Origin of the sequence: Gordonia sp. 852002-50395_SCH5434458, from assembly GCF_001665905.1 — a bacterium.
In the GTDB taxonomy this organism is placed as follows: Bacteria; Actinomycetota; Actinomycetes; order Mycobacteriales; family Mycobacteriaceae; genus Gordonia; species Gordonia jacobaea.
Genome location: NZ_LZTC01000041.1, coordinates 71,135 through 95,475, shown reverse-complemented (window position 1 = coordinate 95,475; position 24,341 = coordinate 71,135). Strand labels below are relative to the sequence as shown.

Genomic DNA, 24,341 nt, shown 5'->3' with positions numbered 1-24,341 from the left:
GCGGGACCTTCGGACATAGTACTGATAGGTCCTGAGAAGCGCCTCAGCCGCCGGAGTGCATCACTTCCGCGCCTGCGGGGACGACATCCTCGTAGGGATCGTCGAGCCAGCCGTCGGGGAGCGCGACCTTGGCGGGCGACCCCTGCCGCCCACGCGGACCGTGCCCGTCCTCGGGGAACGGTGTGTCGGCGGGAAGTGACCCGACGAGGTCGCGGAGTTCGTCGAGCGTCGACACCAGCGACATGCGCGAACGAATCTCCGAACCGGCCGGGAATCCGCGCAGATACCAGGCAACGTGTTTGCGCATCTCGCGCATGCCCTTGTCCTCGCCGTGGTGATCGGCGAGCAACTCGCCGTGCCTGACGATGATCTGTGCGACCTCGCCGAGGTTCGGTGCGGCGGGTGCGGGCAGCCCGTTGAGTTCGGCGGCGAGTTCGGCGAACAGCCACGGCCTACCGAGGCAGCCGCGTCCGACCACGACGCCGTCGCATCCGGTCTGCGCCATCATCGCGACCGCGTCTTTGGGTTCGAAGATGTCGCCGTTACCGAGCACAGGTACGTCGGTCACGTGCTCCTTGAGCCGGGCGATCTCGGCCCAGTCGGCCTCGCCGGAGTACCGCTGTGAAGCCGTACGGGCATGGAGCGCAACAGCTTTCGCGCCCTCGCCCGCGGCGATGCGTCCGGCGTCGAGGTGCGTGTGATGCTCGTCGTCGATTCCGATGCGGAACTTGACGGTGACGGGGATGTCGGTGCCCTCGGTCGCCTTGACCGCGGCTGCGACGATTCGTTGGAACAGGGTGCGCTTGTACGGGATCGCCGAGCCGCCGCCCTTGCGGGTCACCTTCGGGACAGGGCAGCCGAAGTTCATGTCGATGTGGTCGGCGAGATTCTCGTCGACGATCATCTTGGCTGCCTCGTAGGTGTAGCGCGGATCCACCGTGTAGAGCTGCATCGACCGCGGATTCTCGTCCGGGCCGAACGTGGTCATGTGCATCGTGACCGGATGCCGCTCGACGAGCGCGCGGGCGGTGACCATCTCACAGACGTACAGACCCGACACCGTGCCGGTGCGGGCCAATTCGAGTTCGCGACACAGCGTGCGGAACGCCACGTTGGTGACGCCCGCCATGGGTGCGAGCACCACGGGACTGGCGAGCTCGATCGTGCCGATTCGCAAGCGGGTGTCGCGCAGCGGGGTTGCTTGGAGCGGGGTGGCGTGCGCAGCCGACAGCGCACCGGCGCCCTCGTGGATCGTGGAGGGCGCCGGCGCTGCTGGGGTTCGGATCGTCGTCGTCAAGCCAATGGTTGCGTCAGGACGCCTGACGCTCGCGCTTCTTGGCTTCGCGGGCGAGTGCGCGGTCGCGCATCTCCTCGAACTTGATGGTGTCCTTCTCGAGCTGCTCGAGGAAGGCTGCGAGCTCCTCGCGGGTCTGGTCGCCCTCGGCGGAGAAGTCGTCGCGATCGAAGACGTTCCACTTGCGCAGGACGGGCTGGATGACCTCTTCGAGGTGCTGACGCAGGTCGTAGATGCCGTGCTTGGCCATCAACACGCCGTGGCGGCGGAAGTTGGGCATTCCGGCGCCGGGCATCTGGAAGTTGGTGACGATGTCGGTCACGGCACGCAGCGTCTGGTCGGGAGCGATGTCCATACCGGCGCCGCAGATGTTGCGGTAGAAGATCATGTGCAGGTTCTCGTCGGCCGCGATGCGCTGAAGCATCTTGTCGGCGATCGGATCGTTGCACGCCTTGCCGGTGTTGCGGTGGCTGACGCGCGTCGCGAGCTCCTGGAACGTCACGTAGGCGACGGAGTGCAGCAGGCCCATTTCGCCGCCCTTCTCCATCATCTCCTCGACGCGGTCGCCTGCAGCGGACTCGGGCGAGTAACCGTTGGTCATGTGGACCATGCGGTCGGCCTCGAGCTGGGCAGGGTCGACGCCGCGCGTCACCGTGAGGTAATCGCGCATGACGATCGAGTGCCGGTTTTCCTCGGCGGTCCAACGACCGACCCAGAAGCCCCATGCCGAATCCATCGAGAAGTTGTCGGCGATCACCCGGTGATAGGAGGGCAGGTTGTCCTCGGTCAGCAGGTTCGTGATCATCGCGGCCTTCGCAACCTCATCGAGCTGCGACTGCTCAGGGTCGTAGTCGACGCCGCCGAGCGCGGCGAAGTTACGACCCTCGTCCCACGGGACGTAGTCGTGCGGGTTCCAGTTCTTCGCGATCTTCAGGTGCCGGTTGACGTTGTCCTCGGCAACCGGTGCCAGCTCGCGGAGCAGATCAAGCTGAGTGAGCTCACGTGCCATTGTTCGTTCCTCCGAACGGTCCACATCGAAACAGGTCGGACTGTCGTAGTCTCCGACTGTCGTCTCTGGTTGTCATGCCTGGCTCGGTGACCGACATGTATCCAAGTCAGTCAGTAAGGCTACGGCACCGAGCAGGCGTTACCCAAGTACGCACTTACGGTGTCGAAACTTGGCTCGCAAGCGTTACCCCCGAAACGCTCGGCCGAACGTCGACGCCCACGTGGCGGCGTCGTCGTCAAGAGTACCGAGTTCGCGCGCCTTGTCACACCACAGCATCGCGGCGCTGCCGAACTCCATGGGGTTGTAGATGTCCTCCTCGCACCGCCACAGGCCGTCACCCGCGTACGTGATGATCGAAATGTTGGTGGCGGTGATCACGCTTCCGTCGCCGGGATCGCACATCGGATTGTCGACCTCGAAGATCACCCGACCTGTGGGGGCGTCGAACACCTTCCACAGGTTGGGGAAGGCGACCATGTGGTTGCCGGGGAAGCGCGTCATCGTCTTCACGATCCACGGGCGGATCTCGTCCCTGCCGTGCATGGTGCCGAGTGCGTGCTCGATGTAGTCGGCGTCGGGAGTGAAGAGGTCGGCGAATCGGGCCCATGCCGCGGGCGCCTCGGACGGCTGTGCTCGGGCCTCCGCGGCGATGCCCGCGACGGTGGCCTCGAAGACGTCGAACGCCTCCGACAACTCGTCGAGATCGAATGGGGTCGGCGAGAATCGGGCATCCGCGGCAGACGCGGCGTTTTCGGTGCGCATCGGGCTGATCGTAGGGAACTACGGCGGGTGCGCGAAGCGTTATGGAAAAGGAGCGCGACGACGCATCGACGTGGTTCGATTTCATCATCGGCCCGACGACGAAGACGGGCGTGCGCGCGACGGCGCGGGCGAGCAGGATGCGGAGGATTTGCGATGGAGCGGCTGAGCGGTTTGGATGCCTCGTTCCTGTACATGGAGACGCGGTCACAGTTGATGCAGATCATCGGCCTGATCGAAATCGATCCGTCGACGATTCCCGGTGGGTATTCGTTCAGCGGTATCCGTGATCAGATGCGACAGCTCGTCCGTGCTACCCCGAAGTTCCGACGCAAGCTCGACAACTCGCTGATCAACATCGACCACCCCGCCTGGGTGGAGGACGACCATTTCGACATCGACCGGCATGTGCACCGTGTCGCGGTTCCGGCGCCGGGCGGGATCGGCGAGGTCACCGAACTCTGTGGGCATCTGGCCGGGCAGACCCTCGACCGGGCGAAGCCGCTGTGGGAACTGTGGGTCATCGAGGGACTGTCCAACGGGCGGATCATGATCATGCTGCGGATGCACCACGCCGCGGTCGACGGCGTCGGCAGCGCCGAGGTGCTGTCGCAGCTCTTCTCGCTGTCGCCCGAGCAGCCCGACCTCGACGCCGATCTGCTGCATCAGACAGCGGGCGGGTCGTCGCATGCGCTGCTCGCCGCGACGGGAGCGGTGCACTACCTGATCCGACGTCCGATCGCGATGGCTCGATTGCTCCCGGAGACGGTCTCGGTTCCGGTCGCGTGGTTGCGTCGGGCGCGCTCGCACGAGGCGATGCCCGCGCCGTTCGGGGCGCCGCGCACCCGATTCAACGGGCCGATCACCCCGCACCGCTCGATCGCACTGACCCAGCTCTCACTCGCCGACATCAAGCGCGTCAAGAATCGGTTCGGCGTCAAGGTGAACGACGTCGTGCTGGCGATCACCGGCGGGGCGCTGCGCGAGTATCTGCTGGCGCACAACGAGCTGCCGGACAGACCACTCGTCGCGATGGTGCCGGTATCTGTCCACGGCGCCGACGACAGCGGCTTGATGGTGCAGGGCACCAACAAGGTGTCGGGGATGTTCACGCAGTTGGCCTCCGACGTCGCAGATCCCGTCGAACGGATCGAGCGCGCTGCAGAACTCTCGCGGAAAGCAAAGGCACACCACGCCGACATCGACGCGAACATCCTGCGTGCGTGGGCACAGTTCGCGCCAGGAACAACGATGTCGACGTTGATGAAGTTCTACGGCGACCGGAAACTGGCACTCAAGCATCCGCCGATCTTCAACGTGACGGTGTCGAACGTCGCGGGCGCCGACATTCCCGTCTACTTCTGCGGCGCGCGTGTCACCGCGGTCTACCCGCTCGGGCCGATCTTCCACGGGCTCGGCCTCAACATCACGGTGTTCTCGGCCGACGGCGAGCTCAACGTCGGCATCCTCGGGTGTACCGATCAGATCCCCGACGTCGACTTCCTCGCCCACGCCTTCGACGAGCAGCTCAAGACGCTTCTCGAGGTGTGTGGCGACTGAGGTCTTGCGGTGATGGGGTCATCCGGTCACTAAGCTTTGCCCTGTGTCCATCTATCGCCACGGATTTGCCCGAGTAGCGGGCGCGGTCCCGGTCGTCCGTATCGCCGACCCGGTGGCCAACGCGCAGGCCACCGTCGAATTGATGCGGCAGGCGGCCACCGAGGGTGCTGCGCTCGTCGTGTTCCCCGAGATGGGACTCACCGGATACAGCATCGACGATCTTGTCCAACAGGACGCGGTTATCGACGCCGCGCTCGACGCCCTCGCCACCGTCGTCGCCGCGAGTGAGGGTTTGCGCCCGTTGGTGGCGGTCGGCCTGCCGCTCGTCGTCGACGCCGGGCTGTACAACTGCGCCGTCCTGCTGCGTGATGGTCGGATTCTCGGCGTCGTACCGAAGGCGTTCCTGCCGAATTACCGCGAGTTCTACGACAAGCGCTATTTCAGCGCGGCCCGCGACGCACTCGCCGACACGGTGACGCTGCTCGGACAGACGGTTCCGTTCGGCACCGACCTGATCTTCGACGCCGTCGACCTGCCGGGTTTCGCGCTGCATCTCGAGGTCTGCGAGGACGCGTGGGTGCCGATCCCGCCGAGCACCTGGGCCGCCCTGGGAGGTGCGACGGTTCTCGCGAACCTGTCGGGTTCGCCGGTCACGATCGGCAAGGAGTCGTATCGGAAGTCGTTGTGCACCAGTCTTTCCGCCCGGTGCATCGCGGCCTACGTCTACGTTGCCGCCGGATATGGCGAATCCACAACCGATCTCGCGTGGGACGGTGACGCCCTGATCGCCGAGAACGGTGGACTACTCACTCGCAGTACGGGGTTCGCGACGGCCGAGCAACTCGTCGTCGCCGACGTCGACCTGGACCGACTGCGCCAGGAACGCATCCGGATGGGCAGCTTCCACGATCAGGTCGGTGATCTCGAGGATCGTCTGACGTCGTTGCGCCACATCGACTTCGAGTTCGGTGACCTCGACCTCGCCGACGACGATCTGCGACGCTCGGTCGCACGATTCCCATTCGTTCCCGCCGACGCCGGTGATCGTGACGAACGGTGCCGCGAGGTGCGCGACATCCAGGTTCAGGGCCTGGCTGCACGTCTGCGCGCCACCGGCATCGACAAGATCGTCATCGGGGTGTCCGGTGGTCTCGATTCGACGCTCGCACTGCTCGTCGCCGTCGACACCTTCGACCGACTCGGCCTGCCGCGCACCAACATCCTCGCGTACACGATGCCGGGATTCGCCACCGGCGGCGCGACGCTGCGGCGCGCACATGTGCTGATGGATTCTCTCGGCGTCACCGGCACCGAACTCGACATCCGGCCGTCGTGTGAGCAGATGCTCGCCGACATCGGGCATCCATATGCCAAGGGCGAGAAGGTCTTCGACGTCACCTTCGAGAACGTGCAGGCAGGCGAGCGGACCTCGCACCTGTTCCGGTTGGCGAACTTCCACGGCGGAATCGTGCTCGGGACAGGTGATCTGTCCGAGCTCGCTCTGGGTTGGTGTACCTACGGTGTCGGCGATCAGATGTCGCACTACAACGTCAACACCTCGGTCCCGAAGACGTTGATCCAGTACCTGATTCGCTGGATGATCTCGACCGGACAGTACTCGCAGGAGACCACCGACACGCTCGCAGAGATCCTCGACGATGTGATCTCGCCCGAACTCGTCCCGCCGGGCGACGACGGCGCGATCCAGAGCACCGAGGACACCGTCGGCCCCTACGAACTCCACGATTTCTTCCTGTACTACCTGACGCGCTTCGGGTATCGCCCCGACAAGATCGCCTACCTGGCCGGCCAGGCGTGGGGTGACCGGGAACGCGGCGCGTGGTCGGAGTTGATCGCGCCGGAGCGTCGAAACCAGTACGACGCCGCGACGATCGAGCACTGGCTCTCGACGTTCCTGAAGCGATTCATGAGCAACCAGTTCAAGCGCACCGCGATGCCCAACGGGCCGAAAATCGGTTCGGGCGGGTCACTCTCGCCGCGTGGCGACTGGCGCTCGCCGTCGGACGCCTCCGCCCGCACCTGGCTGGACCAACTCAAGGGTCGCTGATGTCGAGGCCCCTCTAGAGCCCCAGGTCCTTGGCGATGATCGTCTTCATCACCTCGTTGGTGCCGCCGTAGATGCGGGAGACGCGGGTGTCGGCGTACAGGCGCGCGATGGGGTACTCGGTGATGTAGCCGTATCCGCCGTGCAATTGCAGGCATTTGTCGATGACGCGGCCGGCGGTCTCGGTGGCGAAGAGCTTGGCGCGCGCGGCGTCGGCCACCGAGAGTTCGCCCCGGTTGTGCAGGATCAGCGCCTGGTCGACGAACTGCTGCACCGCCGCGACGTCGGCTGAGCACTCGGCCAGTACGAACTTGGTGTTCTGGAACGATGCGACGGGCCTGCCGAACACGTCGCGCTCTCGGGTGTAGGCGAGGGCGTGCTGCAGAGCAGCGTTCGCGGTTGCCGACGCTCCGATCGCGATGCTCAGGCGCTCCTGCGCCAGGTTGTGTGTGAGGTAGGAGAACCCCTTACCCTCCTCGCCGAGCCGATCCTCGACGGGTACGCGCACCGACGAGAAGGAGAGTTCTGCGGTATCCGATGCCTTGAGGCCGATCTTCTCCAGCTTCCGTCCGACCGCGAAGCCCTCGGACGTGGTGTCCACCACCAGAATCGAGAGTCCGGCACGACGATTGTCGGGATCGAACGGTGCGGTGCGGCAGACCACCAGAATGCGGTCGGCCAGCGCGCCACCGGTGATGAACGTCTTTGCGCCGTCGAGGATGTAGTGGCTGCCGTCCTCGGAGAGCTTGGCCGTCGTCGAGATGTTCGCGAGGTCGGAGCCGGTGCCCGGTTCGGTCATGGCGATCGCGAACATGATGTCGCCCGAGGCGAATCCGGGTAGCCACCGCTGCTTCTGCTCGTCGGTCGCGTACTCCATCAGGTACGGCAGGATCAGGTTGGTGTGCACCGACTCGCTGCCGAAGGTCACGCCTGCAAGCGAGGTTTCCTCCGACACGACAAGCGAATACGTGAAATCGTGCACGCCTCCGCCGCCGTACTCCTCGGGCACCTCGATGCCGAGCACACCCAACTCGCCGAGCTTGCGGTAGAAGTCACGCGGAGGGTGTCCCTGCTTCTCCCACTCGTGGTGGACCGGCACGACCTCCTTGGCGATGAAGTCGCGGATCGTCTTGCGAAAGGCCTCGTGGTCTTCGGTGAATACGGTGCGCTGCATGGTCTCCAGCATGCACCCGTGGCATACCCGGAAGGAACGGCCGGATCGGCTAACACACCGATAGGGCGAGTCAATGTGTAGAGACGTCAGGGGGACTGGGCGAATCAGGATAGGTCGCGGCTATGGGTCCGTGAACGCGAATCTACTTGTGGTCACCGGGTGAGAAGTGGTCGGCTCGAATGCATGACAGATGCAGTGATCGTCGACGCGGTGCGCACCCCTATCGGACGCCGAAATGGCGCGTTGGCCGGCATCCATCCCGCTGACCTCTCGGCGCACGTGCTCGAAGCACTCGTCGAACGTACCGGGATCGACCCCGCGATCATCGACGACGTCATGTGGGGTTGCGTGAGCCAACATTCCGAGCAGGCGGGAAACATCGCACGTACGGCGGTGCTGGCCGCGGGGTGGCCGACAACGGTCCCGGGAACCACGGTCACACGGGCGTGCGGGTCCAGTCAGCAGGCGCTGGCGATGGCCGCGGCCGCAGTGATCTCCGGACAACTCGACGTCGTCGTGGCGGGCGGAGTCGAGTCCATGAGTCGCGTGCCGATGGGTACGGCGGCGCCCAACGGGGAGAGCCAGCCGGCAACCGTCCTCGACCGCTTCGGCGTCGACCGTTTCAGTCAGGGCATCGGGGCAGAAGAGGTCGCACGACGGTGGGGACTGAGCCGCACTCAACTCGACGAGTACGCGCTTCGATCACACGAACTCGCAGCCGCAGCAACCGATTCGGGTGCATTCGACGCCCAGCTCGCTACGTTGCCCGGTGTGCTCGAGGGTGACGAGGGAATTCGACGCGGCGGTTCACTGGAGTCACTCGGCGCACTCCGGACGGTCTTCGACGAGAACGGCGTCATTCACGCGGGCAACGCATCACAGATCTCCGACGGCGCGGGCGCACTGCTGGTGATGTCGAGCGAGACCGCTGCGGCCCACGGTCTGGTGCCGCTGGTGCGGATTCACACCACCGTCGTCGCAGCCGACGATCCGGTCATCATGCTCACGGGGCCGATCCCCGCGACGGCCAAAGCGCTTGAGCGGTCGGGACTTTCGATCGACGAGATCGGCGCGTTCGAGGTCAACGAGGCTTTCGCGCCGGTGCCGCTGGCCTGGCAGATCGACACGGGCGCGGCGGAGAAGGCACTCAACCCGCTCGGCGGGGCGATCGCCGTCGGCCATCCACTCGGGGGTTCCGGTGCCATCCTTGCCACGCGCCTCGCGCATCACATGCGGGACAACGGTATTCGCTACGGACTGCAGACGATGTGCGAAGCCGGTGGCATGGCCAACGCCACCATCTACGAGCTCATCAGCCCCGAACTCATCAGCTCCGGGCGCTGACGACGTCGACGAAAGCCTGTGCGGCGACCGACAACGCCGTCGGGTCGTACATGAGCGCGAAGTTGCGGACGAATCGCGGTCGAACCGGCCGCACGGTGGTGCGATCGGCAACCGATTGCGCGACACGGCGTTCGAGCAACGTCGCGCCGATTCCTGCCAGCACCATGGGTAGTCGCTCTTCGCGGTCTTCGGCGAGCACCGCGATCGGTGGCCGCACGCCCGCTTCGCGCATGGCGCTCTCGATCTCGTCGGCGACTGTCCCGCCGCGCGGAACGAACACCATCGGGATGTGGGGGAGGTCGGCGATGTCGATCGGACCGTCGGGCAGGACGGTGCCCGACGGACAGACGAGCCAGAACTCCTGCTCGCCGAGCACGATCACCTCGAGAGCGTCGTCGACCGCCGTCTCGACGGGGTGGAGATGCGTGACGACGAAGTCGCAGCGTCCCTCCTCGATCACTGCTGCTGCGAGTGATTCGTCGTCGAGCTCACCCACCCGAATGGTGGCGGTGGGGTGCGCGTCGACGAATGCCGCGACCACCTCGGCGATCGTGGCACCGTCGGCGAACGGTGAGGCGAGTATCTCCACCCGTCCGGTGATCTGATCACTGCCGACGGCAAGCGCGTCGTCGACCGACTCGACGTCGCGCACGATCTGTCGCGCCGAGCCGACGAGTGCACGTCCGGCAGCGCTCGGCACCATCCCGCGGCCGATCCGGTGAAACAACTGCACCCCGAGCTCACGTTCGAGTGCGCGCAGCGCCTGGGACACCGTCGGTTGTGTCACGCCGAGCGACACCGACGCCCCGCCGATGCCGCCGTGCTCGACCACGGCGAGGAAGTACTCGATCTGGCGCAGTTCCACGGGTTACTCGAAGACCGAGTCGTCGACTCGTGTTGGGGCGCCGCATGTCTGGCGTGCAACGGCGACGAAGGCCGCTGCGGCGGGCGACGGTTGGCCCGAGCGCATGATCAGACCGAAGTCTCGTCGTAGCGGAGGGTCCAGGCTGTAGGTCGTGGCGTCCGGGATCTGCTCGGCGACCGACTCCCGCGGTGCAATGGTCGCGCCGACGGCGCGGGTGACCAACTCGCGGATGGTCGGCGGGTGCGAGCAGTCGACCATCACGTTGCGCGCGCCGTCGGAGATGATGTCGGCGAGAAGACCCCCGGTCGACGGATCGGAGAGGTCGAGCAGCAGTGGCAGCGACCGGACGGACTCGCGTGCGACAACACCCTCGTCGGCGTCGACGCTCAGCGATGGCGATGCGGCAAGGACGAGTTCCTGTGTGCCCAGCGGAGTGAATACGAAGGTGGAATGGTCGGCGGTGGAATCGATCAGTCCGATCTCGGCTCGCCCGCTGCGTAGCGACGCGAGGATGCCCGCGGGACCGTCGGCGGCGAGGATTCGCACGATCACCTTGTCGAAGCGGGCACGGAAATCACGCACGATCGCGACGAGGGGTGCGACGGCGAACGCGGATTCGGTGACGATATCCACTGTCCCGGAACGTAATTCGCGGACGGCGCCGACTCGTAGACGTGCTCGCTCGACATCGGCGAGGACGCGCCGCGCGATCACCTCGACGCGTGCGCCCGCCTCGGTGAGTTCGAGTCGACGCCCCGTGCGGTCGAACAGCGTGACGCCGAGCTTGCGTTCGAGCGTACGAATCGCCTGCGACAGCGACGGCTGGGAGATGTAGAGCGCCTGCGCAGCCTTGGTGATACCGCCGTGATCGATGACCGCGACGAAATAGGTGGCAAGGTGCAGGTCCACCTCTCGATCGTAGGCGAGGGGGTACCTCGATCAGTGGCCGGTCCACTTCGGTGCGCGCTTCTCGGCAAAGGCGCGGGCGCCTTCCTGCGCGTCGTCGGAGACGAAGACGGGATCGAGGATGCCGCGCTGCGCCGCGAACAGATCGGGGTCGGTGTAGCGGATCGCCATGCTGACGACCTGCTTGGTGGCACGCACCGCCAGAGGGCCGTTCGCGGCGATCCGCGCGGCGAGTTCACGCGCGCCGTCGAGTGCCCCACCCGACGGCGTCAGGGTGTTCACCAGACCGAACTCGTGGGCGCGGGCGGCGGTGATCGGATCGCCGGTGAGTGCGATCTCCATGGCGAGTTGATAGGGCAGGATCTTGGGGAGTCGTAGCAGACCGCCCGCTGCGGCCGCGAGTCCGCGCTTGACCTCCGGCAGACCGAACTTCGCGTCGTCGGCGGCGACGATCAGGTCGGCCGAGAGCGCCAGTTCGCACCCGCCCGCCAGCGCCCAACCCTCGACGGCCGCGATGAGTGGTTTGCTCGGGGGAGCGGAGGCGATACCGCCGAAGCCACGACCCTCGACGCTGGGCAGCTCACCACGGGTAAACGCTTTGAGATCCATACCGGCACAGAAGGTTCCACCCGCCCCGGTGAGGATGCCGATCGTGATGTCGTCGCGACGTTCGAACTCGTCCATCGCTGCGGCGAGTTGCTGCGCGACCTCCTGATTGACGGCGTTGCGCGCCTCCGGGCGGTCGATGGTGAAAACGGCTACGCCGTCGGCGAATTCGGTGCGTACCGGGGTCATCGCAGAGTTCCTCTCGTGGTTGCGGATTCGATCGTCGCGGATTCGATGCTGTGATCGGCGGGTCGGGTGTCGGTGACCGTCCAGCGCACCGGCTCGTGGCCCGTCGACGAGATGATGCCGCGCGCTTCCAGTACCAAAAGGTGCGCGTTGGTCTCTCGCAATGCCACGCGGGACAGGGGAATCGACAGGTCGGAGAACGGGAGAGACCACGTGACAGCGCGGGTGACGTCCCACGCTGTGGCGCCCGGCTGGTTCCAGATCGCCTCGGCGATCTCGGTGAGTCGCTCCTCGTGGTGCGACAGGAGATCGGTCACCCGATCGGCGAGCCCGCGGAACCGGTACTCGTGACTGGGCATGGCCTCGAGGTCGCCGATGTGCTCGGTGCGCGCGAGCGACGTCAGGTAGTCGGCCAGCGGGCTCGGCGTCTGGAACGGATTGGTCGAGACATTCGGGCTGATCCGGGGGAGCAGATGATCGCCGGTGAAGATGACGCCCGCGTCGTCGTCGGCGAAGCACAGGTGTCCCGCCGTATGGCCGGGGGTCCACACCGCACGCAGATTCCACCCGGGAACGTTCAGCGGAACGTCGTCGTCGAGTTCGACGTCCATCGTGCGACCTCCCGGGAGCCGGACGAATTCGAGGAGGCCGGTGTCGGCGACGTCGGTCGGAGCGCCCAGGACACGCAGGTCCTCCTGAGCGGCTACGAACTCGCCCGCGAGTTCTTCCTCGCTGTGAAACCGCAGGTGACGGGCATCGGCGTTGTGCATCGCGAGTTGCGGGTCGGTGTGCTCCAGCAGGCGCGGGACGAGTCCGAAGTGGTCGGGGTGCAGATGGGTGACGAAGACGTGCGAGACGTCGGCGAGGTCGTGTCCGGTGGAATGGATTCCGTCGACGAGCATCTTCCAGCCCGTGTCGGTGTTCCAGCCGGTGTCGATGAGCGCGAGCCGACCGTCTGCCGTCGCCAATGCGTAGACGAGGATGTAGCGCAGCGGGTTCTCGGGAATGAGAACCGGAATCGACCAGAGGCCCGGCCGGACCTCTTCGACGGGCGGCATCTCCTTACGCACCCAGGCCTCGCGCTGGCGATGGCCGGTGACCACGATCGACGTACTCATCATCTGATCCGACCACGGCGCAACCGAGCGCCACAAACACCCGTCGACTCACAGCCCGTGAGGAAACCCCTATGTGGCTAAATGCCGAAAATCCACCTCATCTGTTGCACGCCACCTTCGGCACTGCCGAAGGTAAATCGACACAGATGAGGTGAACTTTTCTGGTCCTACTCGCCCGCGGGGCTCGGCGGCGCAACCGTCGCCTGGTCCCAGACGGCGAGCAGTTCGTCCATCACGTCGGTCGACATCCCGAACAGGCTCAGATGGCTCTCGCCGTGCAGGCTGAACAGCTTGGCGTCGGGCAGGAGCGAGACCACGTGCTCGCCGTGCGCGTAGGGGACGATGTGGTCGCGGTCCCCGTGCCACCAGCGCACCGGGGTGGAGACGTCGCTGACCGAGAAGCCCCAGTCGCGGGAGAACACCCGGACGTCGTTGAACGGTGCCTCCATGCGATGCGACCCGCCGCTGAGGAGGTCGTCGAGGAACATCGCGCGGAACTCCGGGCGGCTGAGCAACTCGCGGTCGGCGGCGGGGGAGAGCCTGCCGTAGAGCAGGATCGCGGGTTCGGCGATCGGCCGTACGAAGCGCAGTGCGGTGCTGATCACCTGCCCGACGGGTGCCCCGAGGACGGGTAGGACGGGTGCGGCGCGGCGTGCCAACGCGACCGCGCCACCGCCGATCGCCTCCGGTCCCACGGTCGGGGCCACGCCGCCGACGATTCCGGCGACGTGGACGCGTGGACCGAACTCGTGCGCGACGGCCAGCGCGTACGGGCCGCCGCCGGAGACGCCGATGACACCGAAATCGTCGATGCCGAGCGCGTCGAGGACGTCGGTGAGGTCGGCGCAGAAGTCCCGCACGGAGTCGTAGGGGTGGGCCGTCGACGATCCGACACCCGGCCTGTCGATACCGATGAGCCGCACTCCGCGGGCAGCGGCGTACTCGCGGGCTTCGAGCGGGATCTGTCGACGAGCACCCGGCGTGCCGTGGAACCACAGGATCGGGCGTCCGGACGCCGAACCGAACTCGGCGAACCCCATTCGTCGTTTCGTGCGGTCAGTTGCGTGCGTTCCGACAGCTACGGAGCCCTCGATCTTCGGGCGATCGACGTCGATCATGTGACAAGGGTCTCACGTTGCCACCTAGCCGACGAACGGCACCTGTTCAGCACGAACATTCGTTGACGCGCCGAATTCAGCGAACCCGCAGCGTGGGCGCGTACCGTTGACCGGGTGAGTGCAGACGTTTCCCCGACAACCGAGGCTTCGACGCCGTCGTCGATTCAGCGGATCGTGCGCGGCGTTCGTCACGTTGCGACGCCCTACCCGGTACGCGACCTTCCCGCCGGGCGGCATGTCGAATTGCCCGGCCGCGGAACGACTTACGTCACCGATTCCGGGCCGAAAGACGCGCCGGCGGTGTTCCTGCTGCACTCGGTGCTCACCACCGGCCTTCTCTGTTGGTATCCGTCGATTCCGCAGCTCAACGGTCGGTATCGGGTCATCACACTTGATCAGCGGTGGCACGGCCGAGGCATTCAGGCCGAGGGTTTCGATCTGCGCGACTGCGCCGACGACGTCGTCGCGCTCGCCGACGTTCTCGGCATCGACCGGTTCACCGCTGCGGGCTTCTCGATGGGCGGCGGCATCGCACAGCTCGTCTGGCGTCGACACCCGCGCAGGGTGTCAGGACTCGTGCTGTGCTCGACCGGGCCGTTCTTCAGCGAACGCGATCCGCACCGGCGCGACCGCGACGCCCGTATCGGACGAATCCTGCGCCCGATCTACGAGTCGCTGCCCCGCCCGTCCGACGCCAGCCTCGACCGCCCGGCGAAACACACGAGCATCTGGGCCACCAAGCAGTTCCTCTCGACGCCGCTCTCGCACGCGGGCGATTTCGGCGAGGGTCTTGGCAACTTCGACTCCAGCTCGTGGCTGCGCGACATCGACGTGCCCACCTCTGTCGTCGTGTCGACGAGGGATCACACCGTCGAACCCGAGCGTCAGCAACTTCTCGTCGACGGCATCCCCGGTGCACGCCGATTCGACGTCGACGGCGGCCACGCCTGCTGCGTGATCGGCGTCGAGAACTTCCTGCCGCCTTTCGTCGCGGCGGTCGACGCCGTCGCGCTCGAATCCCCGGTGCTCGTAAGCGGCAACTGACGCCATCCGACGTTCCATCTGAGGCCGAATCTCCTACAAGGAGCGCAGATTTGAAATCTTGTGCAAGTCTGTGCCAGATTTCTCGCCAGGAGCGTCACCGGTCCTGACCAGCAGTTACAGTGATCGCATTTCTCGCGCGCGTGCAGTCCGCGAGTCTGAAGGAGATCACGATGACCACGCCTACTCCGCCGCCCGACTGGTATCCCGACCCGGAGAGTCCGCGTAGCGGTCGCTACCGATGGTGGGACGGCCACAAATGGACAACGGATACGCACACTCCCTCAGAGCCGCCGGGGACTGCTGAAGCGCCGGGGATTGATCCGACTTCCAGCGTCGCGCCCCCGCCGGTGGCGACCAAGGAGAAAAATTCTCGGAAGATCTGGTACCTGATAGGGGCGCTGTGTGCAGTTGCGCTGGTAGTCGTGGTCGCCGTCGCCGTATCGGTAGCCGCATCTGACAAAGGGGCGAACAAGACCAACCGTGCATCCTCTGGCGCTGCTCAGTCGACAACAGTCGACCCCGCCGAGCAGTCCAGGGAGGCCGCAGCAGCCCAGTCGGCTCAGCGTGAAATGGAGCAGCAACGGGCCGCAGATCTCGACAAGTCGACCTACCAAGCTACTGATTCGCGTGGTTGGCAACTCGTCGCCAAGAACCCGGACTCCCACGTGGGCGAAAAATACGTGATCTATGGCCACGTCACTCAGGCTGACGCGGCGATGGGGTCTTCGACGATCCGCGCAGATACGGATGGCGCGCAAGTCGACTATTACGAGATGAATATCAACACAATCGCCAAAGCCGGCGCAGCAACCTTTGTCGACATCGTAGAGGACGACCTCGTCACCATGTGGATAGTAGTCAAAGGCTCGAAGACATATGACACCACAGTAGGTGGGAGCGTGACTGCTCCAGAGGTTGAAGTGAACATCATCGAGACCACTGGAAGCTCGAAATAGGTGCGAGCGCAACGAACCTTCGCTGTCTGAGATCTGAGTTCCGTTGAAATTCGGGACGTGAGCCATTGCCGCCCGTAGCGTTGAGTGCGCCCGGAAATCCAACTGGGCGCGGAACCCCAAGTAGGAGTGCATATGTCGCCCGTCATCGTCGTCGCAACGCTATCGCCGAAGCCCGGACAGGAGGCAGCGGTGCGCGAGGCAGTGATCGCGGCGGTCCCCAAGGTGCAGACCGAGCCGGGTTGCCAGCTGTACTCACTGCACGAGGCCACCGGCGATGGCACCGATCTGGTGATGATCGAGAAGTGGGAGTCGTTCGACGCCCTGGCTACGCACGGCAAGGGAGCCGCCCTCGCCGAACTCGGCGCAGCGCTGAACGATCTGCTCGCCGCACCGCTCGACATCAAGACGTTCGACGCCGTGCCCGCGGGTGACCCCGACAAGGGTGCAATCTGACGTAGGGTCTATTACGTGCCCTCCTTCAGCCCATTGGAGTGGCCGGTCTTCCGGCAGTTACGCACCGGCGACAAGTTCGGCCGCGGTCCGGCCGTGCAGTCGGCGCGCACCCGCGCAACCGAACCGAGGACCGCCACCGCCGACCGCGTGGTGCAGAGCGTCTGCCCGTTCTGCGCAGTCGGCTGCGGGCAGAAGGTCTACGTCAAGGACGAACGCGTCATCCAGATCGAGGGCGATCCCGACTCGCCGATCTCGCGCGGACGCCTCTGCCCCAAGGGCGCGTCGAGCGAGCAACTGGTCAACAATCCGATGCGGCAGCGCACCATTCGCTACCGCGCGCCGTACGCGACCGAGTGGACAGACCTCGATCTCGATACCGCCATCGACATGATCGCCGACCGCTTCGTCGAGTCGCGTCGTCGAACCTGGCAGGACACCGACGAGCAGGGGCGCGTACTCCGACGCACCATGGGCATCGCATCGCTCGGCGGCGCGACCCTGGACAACGAAGAGAACTATCTGATCAAGAAGCTCTTCACCGCGGCGGGCGCGATCCAGATCGAGAACCAGGCGCGCATATGACACTCCGCAACCGTTCCCAGTTTGGGAGCTTCATTCGGACGCGGCGGCGCAACGCAATCACTGCAGGACATGGCGAACTCCGACTGCATCGTGCTCATCGGCGGCAACATGGCCGAGGCGCACCCGGTCGGCTTCCAGTGGGTGGTTGAGGCGCGCTCGCGTGGTGCGCGGGTCATCCATGTCGACCCGCGGTTCACCAGGACGTCGGCCAACGCCGACAAGCACATCTCGATCCGTGTCGGCTCCGACGTCGTGCTGCTCGGTGGGCTGATCAACTACATGCTCACCCACGAGCGGTACTTCCGTGAGTACGTCGTCGCGTACACCAACGCCGCGACGATCGTGAACGACGAGTACCGCGACACCGAGGACCTCGGCGGACTGTTCTCCGGCTTCGACCCCGAGACCGGACAGTACGACCCGTCGACGTGGGCCTACGCCGACGCAGAGGACAGCGGCGGCATCGAATCGCCCGGTATCGAATCGCCAGGCGGCGACGAGCACGGCGAGACGGCAGCGGCGCGTGCGGCAGGCGACCAGCACGGTTCGGGCGGTCCGCCTCTCGAACACGCGAACGTGCTCCGCGACGACTCGTTGACCGATGAGCGCACGGTCTTCCAGGTCCTCAAACGCCACTTCTCCCGGTACACGCCGGAGATGGTCCGCGACATGTGCGGGATCTCGGTCGAGGAGTTCACCTACCTCGCCGAGTCGATCGCCGACAACTCCGGCCGTGACCGCACAACGTGTTTCGGCTATGCGACCGGTTGGACGCAGCACACCCTCGGCGCCCAATTCATCCGTACCGCGGCGATCCTGCAGTTGTTGCTCGGCAACGTCGGTCGCCCCGGCAGCGGCATCATGGCGCTGCGCGGACACGCGAGCATCCAGGGTTCCACCGACATCCCGACCCTGTTCAACCTGCTTCCCGGCTATCTGCCGATGCCGTCGGTTGGCAAGCACGACACTCTCGACGAGTACCTCGCGGGCGTCGGATCGCCACAACAGAAGGGGTATTGGGCATACGCCGACACCTACATGGTGAGCCTGCTCAAGGCGTGGTTCGGCGACGCCGCCACTGCCGACAACGACTGGTGCTACGACTACCTGCCCAGGTTGAACGGGCCCGCCGGCACATATCAGACCACCGTGTCGATGCTCGACGACGAGGTCGAGGGCTACTTCGTACTCGGCCAGAACCCTGCCGTCGGATCGGCCAACGGCAGACAGCAGCGCCTGGCGATGAGCCATCTCAAGTGGCTGGTGGTGCGTGACCTCAACATGATCGAGTCGGCGACCTGGTGGAAGGAGGGACCCGAGATCGCCTCCGGCGAATTGCGCACAGAAGACATCGGTACCGAGATCTTCTTCATGCCTGCAGCAACGCACGTCGAGAAGGCCGGCTCGTTCACCCAGACCCAACGCATGGTGCAGTGGCGGCATCAGGCGGTTGCGCCGCCGGGACAGGCGCAGAGCGAACTCGACTTCTTCTACGAACTCGGGCAGCGCATCCGCGCGCGGCTGGCCGACTCCGACGACCCGCGCGACCGACCGCTCCTCGACATGACATGGGACTACCCGCTCGACGAGCACGGCAACCCCGAACCGGAGTCGGTGCTCTCGGAGATCAACGGCTACTTCACATCTGGCGAGCACGCGGGCGAGAATCTCACCAGCTACACGCAGATGAAGGCCGACGGTTCGACGGCGGGCGGCTGCTGGATCTACACCGGCATCTATGCGCACGCGACGAACATGGCCGCGCGGCGGGTACCGCACGGCGGCGACTCGGTGAGCCAGCACGAGTGGGGCTGGGTGTGGCCGGCGGATCGTCGAATTCTCTACAACCGCGCCTCCGCCGACCCCGAGGGCAAACCGTGGAGCGAGCGCAAGCGCTACATCTGGTGGGATGCACAGGCGCGCAAGTGGGTTGGCGACGACGTGCCCGACTTCCCGGTCGACAAGGCGCCCGATGCCCGCCCCGATCCCGATCTCGGGGGAGCTGAGGGACTCGCGGGCGACGACCCGTTCATCATGCAATCCGACGGCAAGGGTTGGCTTTTCGCGCCCAAGGGGCTCGTCGACGGCCCGCTGCCCGCGCATTACGAGCCGCAGGAGTCGCCGGTCGCCAACGCGTTGTACCCGCAGCAGCAGGCCCCCGCACGAATCATGTTCGCGCGTAACGACAATCTCGACGCTCCGAGCGCGGGAGACGAAGGCGTCGACGTCTACCCGTATGTGTTCACCACCTACCGCCTCACCGAGCACCACACCGCGGGCGGGATGAGTCGCTGGTCGCCGTATCTCGCCGAGCTGCAACCGGAGATGTTCTGCGAGGTCTCCCCGGCACTCGCCGCCGAACGCGGGCTGGTCAACGAGGGTTGGGCGACGATCATCTCGCCGCGCGCGGCCATCGAGGCACGTGTACTGGTCACCGATCGGGTGAAGACGTTGCGTATCAACGGACGTGACGTCCATCAGGTCGGTCTGCCCTATCACTGGGGCGTCGGCAGCGACGCCGTCGTCAGTGGCGACGCCGCGAACGACCTGATCGGTGTCACGCTCGACCCCAACGTCCAGATCCAGGAGTCCAAGGTCGGGTCGTGTGAGGTGATCGCGGGGCGTCGACCTCACGGGCAGGCGCTACTCGACCTGGTGCACGACTACCAGCAGCGCGCAGGCGTGACACCCGAGACCGACAACGTGCGCATCACCGATCCCGAGCACGAGACAATCTATCCGCCAACCGATTCCGATGATGCGGACGGAGAGGGGTTCACCCGATGGTGAGGAGTGCGAGATGAGTCATCAACTGTCCGGTCCCACCGATCCCAGTGCAGACGCGCACTGGGGCGACGCCGAACGTCCGCGCAAGGGGTTCTTCACCGACACGTCGATCTGTATCGGCTGCAAGGCATGCGAGGTCGCGTGCAAGGAATGGAACCAGAACCCACGTGACGGCGACCTCGAGCTGACGGGCATGTCGTACGACAACACCGTCGCGCTCGGTGCGAGTACGTGGCGACACGTCGCATTCATCGAGCAGGACCGCGACCGCATCGACAAGGCACGCGAATCCGGCCGTGCCCTGGTCGGTTTGGGGATGCCGACGATGCCCGGGGGTACTATCTCGGCCGACGCCACGATTCCCGACGCCGTGGACACCACCCCGCCCGACACGCCCGAGTTCCGTTGGCTCATGTCGTCGGACGTCTGCAAGCACTGCACGCACGCGGGTTGTCTCGACGTGTGCCCGACCGGCGCGTTGTTCCGCACGGAGTTCGGGACGGTCGTCGTGCAGCACGACGTGTGCAACGGGTGCGGAACCTGTGTCGCAGGTTGCCCTTTCGGCGTCGTCGAACGTCGATCCGACGGCACCGTCGAGCCGACGACGCGCGAGGGGCAGCGCAAGGGCGAGCAGCCTCCAGTGCCCAGACGTGGTGTGGCACAGAAGTGCACGCTCTGTTACGACCGACTCGTCGACGACGAGACGCCCGCATGCGCCAAGACCTGCCCGACGACGTCGATCAAGTTCGGCGATCACGACGACATGGTCGACACCGCGCGCGAACGCGTCGAGCAACTACACGCGCAGGGGATGACCGAAGCCCGGCTCTATGGGGCGAATTCCAACGACGGAGTCGGCGGCACCGGGTCGGTGTTCCTTCTCCTCGACGAGCCCGAGGTCTACGGCCTTCCGCCGGACCCACGCGTGTGCACGGCCGACCTCCCCACCATGTACCGACGAGCGGGCGCTGCCGCCCTCGGAATGGTTGCCGCGGCGGCGGTCTCGTTCCTGACCGGCAGAAAGCGATGACCTCCGACTACGATTCGCTGCGCCCGCCCGAGCCCGGTCGCCGAAAGCGCAAGGGCGGCAAGGGTCGTCGACGCGGCTTGTTCGGCCAGGGCGACGGCGCGCGCGAGATGTCGATGGTGCCCGACGTCGAGTTCGAGAAGGTCGACGTCGAGGGCTACTACGGACACAACGTGGTCAAGCCTGCGCCGTGGGACGACAAGGTCGCGGCGTACCTGTTCCTCGGTGGCGTCGCGGGTGGGTCGGGAGTACTCGCGGCGGGTGCACAGTTCACGGGGCGAGAAGTGTTGCGCCGCAACGCCCGTCTCAGTGGTCTCGCCGCGGCCGGGCTGGGTGGGGTTGCGCTCATCGCCGACCTGGGCCGACCCGATCGGTTCTACAACATGCTGCGCACCTTCAAGGTGACGTCGCCGATGAGCGTCGGGTCATGGATACTGTCCGGCTTCTCCGGCGGCATCGGGGTCGCGGCCGCGGCGGAAGTGGATCGGCTTCTCCGAGAAAGACTTCCGCTCGGACCGTTGCGTACTGTTCTGCACGTCGTGGAGGCGCCGGCGGGACTCGTCGGCGGCGCGATGGGGCCGCTGCTCGCCGTGTACACCGCGGCGCTGCTGGGCGATACGGCCACACCGACGTGGAACGCGATGCACCGCGACCTGCCCTTTGTCTTCGTCAGCTCGGCAAGTCTCGCGGCGAGCGGACTGGCCCTGGTCACCACACCGCTCGACGAGGTGGGCCCGGCACGGACGCTGGCCGTGCTCGGCGTGGTGGGCGATGTGGCGGCCACCCGCGTCATGGAAGCGCGCATGGATCCGATTGCCGCAGAACCGCTCCACCACGGCAAGGCAGGCACGCTGATGCGCTGGGCAGAACGCCTGGCGGTCATCGGGGGAGTGGGCACACTGCTCAGTGGTCGTTCGCGGGTCGCGTCAGCCGCGTCGGGACTCGCCTTGCTCGCGGCGTCGGCCTGTACCAGGTTCGGTGTGTTCCACGCGGGCATCGAGTCGGCGAAGGACCCGCGCTACACGATCGAACCGCAGAAGCGACGCCTCGCCGCTCGCCGCGCCGCCGGATTCACCGACGACTCGATCACGACTGCGGACTGATCGCGTCGTGGCGTTCGCGCCGAGCGTGTCGGGCCAGTGGTCGGTGGTCGTTGGACGGCGCCACCACCACGCGATTCCCGCCCTGTCGTTTCGCGAGGTACATGGCGGCGTCGGCGTCTTCGAGGAGTCGGTCGACGTTCGCCTTGACGTCCGGTGAGGTGACGCTGATTCCGACGCTGACGGTCACCGACGGTGAGGTGTCGGCTGCGACGCCGATGCGGATGCGCTCGGCAAGCGAACGGGCGGTGCGCAGGTCGTCGTCGAGAATCACGGCGAACTCCTCGCCGCCGGTTCGCGAGGCGATGACATTGCGGATGCCTGCCAGCCGATGACACGCCTCCATGATCCGACCTGCCACGCGCACGAGCACCAGGTCGCCGACCTGGTGGCCGTGGGTGTCGTTGATCGCCTTGAATCCGTCGATGTCGATGATGATCACCGAGACCGTTCGGGCTGAGTTGTCGAGCCCACCGACGTATCGCGTAAGGCCTCGCCGATTGGCCAAGCGCGTCAGCGGATCGGTGCCGGCGTCCATGGCGTTGGTGCCCAGAACCCAGAAGAAGTAGTGCATCGAGGGCATGATCAGTGCCACCAGGGCAAGGGGGGCGATGCCCTTGGACATGGCCACCAACAGCATCGGCCGCCCGTCGTCGATAGCCACCAACGTGATCAAACTCACAATGACTGCGGACGCGAATGTCGCGTGCAGGATGTGTGACCGTGGCGTGCAGAAGAACACCGCGAATGCGCTCATGATCGAGAAAAGGGTGACGCCTGCGATGCCGAGCATGCGGTCGTGATGCCCAAAGCATGCGGTTGCGATCACGGCGTCGGCGAACACCAGTACCAGAAGGCTTTCGGTTCGTGTCGGCAGCGGAAGCAGCCACCACCGGAGGACCAGCGTCGCGGCGACGACGGCTGTGACCAGCAGAATGTTCTCGACGAGGGGCGAAAACCCCGAGCTCGACGACGCGGCAGCGGCCGCTGAGGCGAATCCCAACAGGGCCGCGCCCAGCGACAACACGAGCCGTTTGAGGGGTGCATTTCCGAGTTGATCGAAGAGTGCGACGCGCCACTGCAGTGGCGTTGAGTCACGCAGCCATTCCGAGACCGCGATAGCGCTGCGACGCTGCACCCGTCTCCCCCTCGGACTCGACGTGTGTAGAAACAATAGAGCGCCAGGGGGTCAGTGTCAGCGAATGTCGATCCCGGAACCTGGCGTTTCAGTCCCTGCAACTGCAACGATCTCGCCGATGATCGGGTATCCGGGTACTTCGCCGACCAGCAGCAGCCCGCCGGACGTCTGGGCGTCGGCGAGCATCAGGAGGTCGTTCTCGTCGACACCGCGTCCGACGTCGAGGTGGTCGCGAACCCAGTCGAGATTGCGGCGAGTTCCGCCCGAGACGTATCCGTCGTCGAGCGCGTCGCGGGCGCCGTCGACCAGGGGGACGGCAGAAGCGTCGATCACCGCGCGCACCCCCGAGGCCCTCGTCAGTTTGTGGAGGTGCCCGAGCAATCCGAATCCGGTGACGTCGGTGCCCGCGCGGACACCTGCAGCGAGGGCGGCGTCGGCGGCGTCGCGGTTGAGTGTTGTCATGACGTCGATCGCGGCGTCGAATACTTCGCCGGTCTGCTTGTGCCGGTTATTGAGCATCCCGACGCCGATCGGTTTGGTCAGGGTGATCGGCAGTCCGACGGTCGCGGCGTCATTGCGGATGAGCGCGTCTGGCGACGCGACACCGGTGACGGCCATGCCGTACTTCGGCTCGGGGTCGTCGATGCTGTGGCCGCCGATCACCGGGCAATCGGCCTGCGCTGCGACGGCCAGTCCGCCGCGCAGCACCTCGGTCATCAGTTCCATCGGCAGAAGGTCGCGCGGCCAGCCGACGAGGTTGATCGCGACGACGGGCGATCCGCCCATTGCGTAGATGTCGGAGAGTGCGTTCGCGGCTGCGATGCGTCCCCAGTCGTAGGCGTCGTCGACGACAGGGGTAAAGAAGTCGGCGGTGGAGAGGACGGCGAGGTCGTCGCGGATGCGTACGGCTGCGGCGTCGTCGCCGTCGTCGAGGCCGACCAGGATGTTGTCGCCGCTCTGGCCGGTCAACCCCGCGACTGCGGCCTCGAGCTCGCCCGGCGGGATCTTGCACGCACAGCCGCCACCGTGGGCGTAGCCGGTCAACCTGATCGTCGGGCTCTGCGAATCCGGATTCGTCTCGACGGTGCTCATCTCACCGAGGGTAATTGCAGGGGTGATGCCAGATCGGCGGTATGGTCGCCGAGGAGGCGTCTGGGTTCCTGGTGGGCCCCCCGGTCTTCAAAACCGAGGAGGTCGAGTATCTCGGTCTGGCGGGTTCGATTCCCGTCCGCCTCCGCCACAGCTTGTTC

The 24,341-nt window shown here is 66.0% G+C and carries 20 protein-coding genes and 1 tRNA gene; 10 read left to right on the top strand and 11 right to left on the bottom strand.

What is annotated here, in order from left to right:
* Positions 1–43 precede the first annotated feature (43 nt).
* From dusB to A5785_RS10205, 3 genes are all read right to left on the bottom strand, one after another.
* Positions 44–1,177 (bottom strand): tRNA dihydrouridine synthase DusB, encoded by a 1,134-nt coding sequence (dusB, locus tag A5785_RS10215; protein WP_268760657.1) that lies wholly within the window; start codon positions 1,175–1,177, stop codon positions 44–46.
* A 133-nt stretch (positions 1,178–1,310) separates the two neighbouring features.
* A complete protein-coding gene (locus tag A5785_RS10210; RefSeq protein ID WP_049697762.1) occupies positions 1,311–2,303 on the bottom strand; it encodes an acyl-ACP desaturase in 993 nt (330 codons plus the stop codon).
* A gap of 183 nt (positions 2,304–2,486) precedes the next feature.
* Entirely contained in the window at positions 2,487–3,065 is a 579-nt protein-coding gene (locus A5785_RS10205; protein WP_049697763.1) for a nuclear transport factor 2 family protein, read from the bottom strand.
* Positions 3,066–3,218: 153 nt separating this feature from the next.
* On the opposite strand from A5785_RS10205, the gene A5785_RS10200 reads away from it, so the two are divergent.
* The gene (locus A5785_RS10200) at positions 3,219–4,622 is read left to right on the top strand and encodes a WS/DGAT/MGAT family O-acyltransferase (RefSeq protein ID WP_049697764.1); all 1,404 of its coding nucleotides are present in this window, start codon (positions 3,219–3,221) and stop codon (positions 4,620–4,622) included.
* A 43-nt stretch (positions 4,623–4,665) separates the two neighbouring features.
* The gene (locus tag A5785_RS10195) at positions 4,666–6,690 is read left to right on the top strand and encodes an NAD(+) synthase (protein ID WP_049697765.1); all 2,025 of its coding nucleotides are present in this window, start codon (positions 4,666–4,668) and stop codon (positions 6,688–6,690) included.
* Between the two features lie 13 nt (positions 6,691–6,703).
* Here A5785_RS10195 and A5785_RS10190 read toward each other — a convergent pair whose 3' ends face one another.
* A complete protein-coding gene (locus A5785_RS10190; protein ID WP_049698058.1) occupies positions 6,704–7,861 on the bottom strand; it encodes an acyl-CoA dehydrogenase family protein in 1,158 nt (385 codons plus the stop codon).
* Between the two features lie 183 nt (positions 7,862–8,044).
* On the opposite strand from A5785_RS10190, the gene A5785_RS10185 reads away from it, so the two are divergent.
* Positions 8,045–9,205 (top strand): thiolase family protein, encoded by a 1,161-nt coding sequence (locus tag A5785_RS10185; protein WP_049697766.1) that lies wholly within the window; start codon positions 8,045–8,047, stop codon positions 9,203–9,205.
* On the opposite strand, the gene A5785_RS10180 is transcribed toward A5785_RS10185, so the two are convergent.
* From A5785_RS10180 to A5785_RS10160, 5 genes are all read right to left on the bottom strand, one after another.
* The gene (locus tag A5785_RS10180) at positions 9,189–10,070 is read right to left on the bottom strand and encodes a LysR family transcriptional regulator (RefSeq protein ID WP_049697767.1); all 882 of its coding nucleotides are present in this window, start codon (positions 10,068–10,070) and stop codon (positions 9,189–9,191) included. The two genes, A5785_RS10185 and A5785_RS10180, sit on opposite strands and share 17 nt — an antisense overlap.
* Positions 10,071–10,073: 3 nt before the next feature.
* Complete coding sequence (locus tag A5785_RS10175) at positions 10,074–10,979, bottom strand: LysR family transcriptional regulator (protein ID WP_049697768.1); 906 nt, start codon at positions 10,977–10,979, stop codon at positions 10,074–10,076.
* 30 nt (positions 10,980–11,009) lie between these two features.
* Complete coding sequence (locus A5785_RS10170; RefSeq protein ID WP_049697769.1) at positions 11,010–11,771, bottom strand: crotonase/enoyl-CoA hydratase family protein; 762 nt, start codon at positions 11,769–11,771, stop codon at positions 11,010–11,012.
* Complete coding sequence (locus tag A5785_RS10165) at positions 11,768–12,886, bottom strand: MBL fold metallo-hydrolase (RefSeq protein WP_197494562.1); 1,119 nt, start codon at positions 12,884–12,886, stop codon at positions 11,768–11,770. The genes A5785_RS10170 and A5785_RS10165 overlap by 4 nt, the downstream gene beginning before the upstream one ends.
* A 167-nt stretch (positions 12,887–13,053) precedes the next feature.
* Positions 13,054–14,004, bottom strand: coding sequence for an alpha/beta fold hydrolase (locus tag A5785_RS10160; protein WP_049697771.1), 951 nt, complete (start codon positions 14,002–14,004; stop codon positions 13,054–13,056).
* A 174-nt stretch (positions 14,005–14,178) separates the two neighbouring features.
* Here A5785_RS10160 and A5785_RS10155 point away from each other — a divergent pair, with 174 nt between their 5' ends.
* From A5785_RS10155 to nrfD, 6 genes are all read left to right on the top strand, one after another.
* A complete protein-coding gene (locus A5785_RS10155; protein WP_082938034.1) occupies positions 14,179–15,048 on the top strand; it encodes an alpha/beta fold hydrolase in 870 nt (289 codons plus the stop codon).
* Positions 15,049–15,218: 170 nt separating this feature from the next.
* Positions 15,219–16,004 (top strand): DUF2510 domain-containing protein, encoded by a 786-nt coding sequence (locus A5785_RS10150; protein WP_064866269.1) that lies wholly within the window; start codon positions 15,219–15,221, stop codon positions 16,002–16,004.
* Positions 16,005–16,136: 132 nt separating this feature from the next.
* Entirely contained in the window at positions 16,137–16,457 is a 321-nt protein-coding gene (locus tag A5785_RS10145) for a putative quinol monooxygenase (RefSeq protein WP_049697773.1), read from the top strand.
* A gap of 15 nt (positions 16,458–16,472) precedes the next feature.
* Positions 16,473–19,829: a formate dehydrogenase gene (fdh, locus tag A5785_RS10135; RefSeq protein WP_197494556.1), complete on the top strand. Its 3,357-nt coding sequence runs from the start codon at positions 16,473–16,475 to the stop codon at positions 19,827–19,829.
* A 10-nt stretch (positions 19,830–19,839) separates the two neighbouring features.
* Complete coding sequence (locus A5785_RS10130) at positions 19,840–20,856, top strand: 4Fe-4S dicluster domain-containing protein (RefSeq protein ID WP_049697776.1); 1,017 nt, start codon at positions 19,840–19,842, stop codon at positions 20,854–20,856.
* On the top strand, positions 20,853–21,956 hold the full coding sequence (gene nrfD, locus A5785_RS10125; protein WP_064866251.1) for an NrfD/PsrC family molybdoenzyme membrane anchor subunit: 1,104 nt from the start codon (positions 20,853–20,855) through the stop codon (positions 21,954–21,956). Before A5785_RS10130 ends, nrfD begins: the two co-directional genes overlap by 4 nt.
* On the opposite strand, the gene A5785_RS10120 is transcribed toward nrfD, so the two are convergent.
* Together A5785_RS10120 and selD are read right to left on the bottom strand one after the other, a co-directional pair.
* Complete coding sequence (locus tag A5785_RS10120) at positions 21,940–23,091, bottom strand: GGDEF domain-containing protein (RefSeq protein ID WP_049697778.1); 1,152 nt, start codon at positions 23,089–23,091, stop codon at positions 21,940–21,942. The genes nrfD and A5785_RS10120 overlap by 17 nt on opposite strands.
* 57 nt (positions 23,092–23,148) lie before the next feature.
* Positions 23,149–24,183 carry a selenide, water dikinase SelD gene (gene selD, locus A5785_RS10115; protein WP_049697779.1) on the bottom strand — a complete coding sequence of 345 codons (1,035 nt, stop codon included), beginning with the start codon at positions 24,181–24,183 and terminating at the stop codon, positions 23,149–23,151.
* 52 nt (positions 24,184–24,235) lie between these two features.
* Here selD and A5785_RS10110 point away from each other — a divergent pair.
* Positions 24,236–24,331 (top strand) — tRNA-Sec (locus A5785_RS10110).
* The last annotated feature ends 10 nt before the right edge of the window (positions 24,332–24,341 follow it).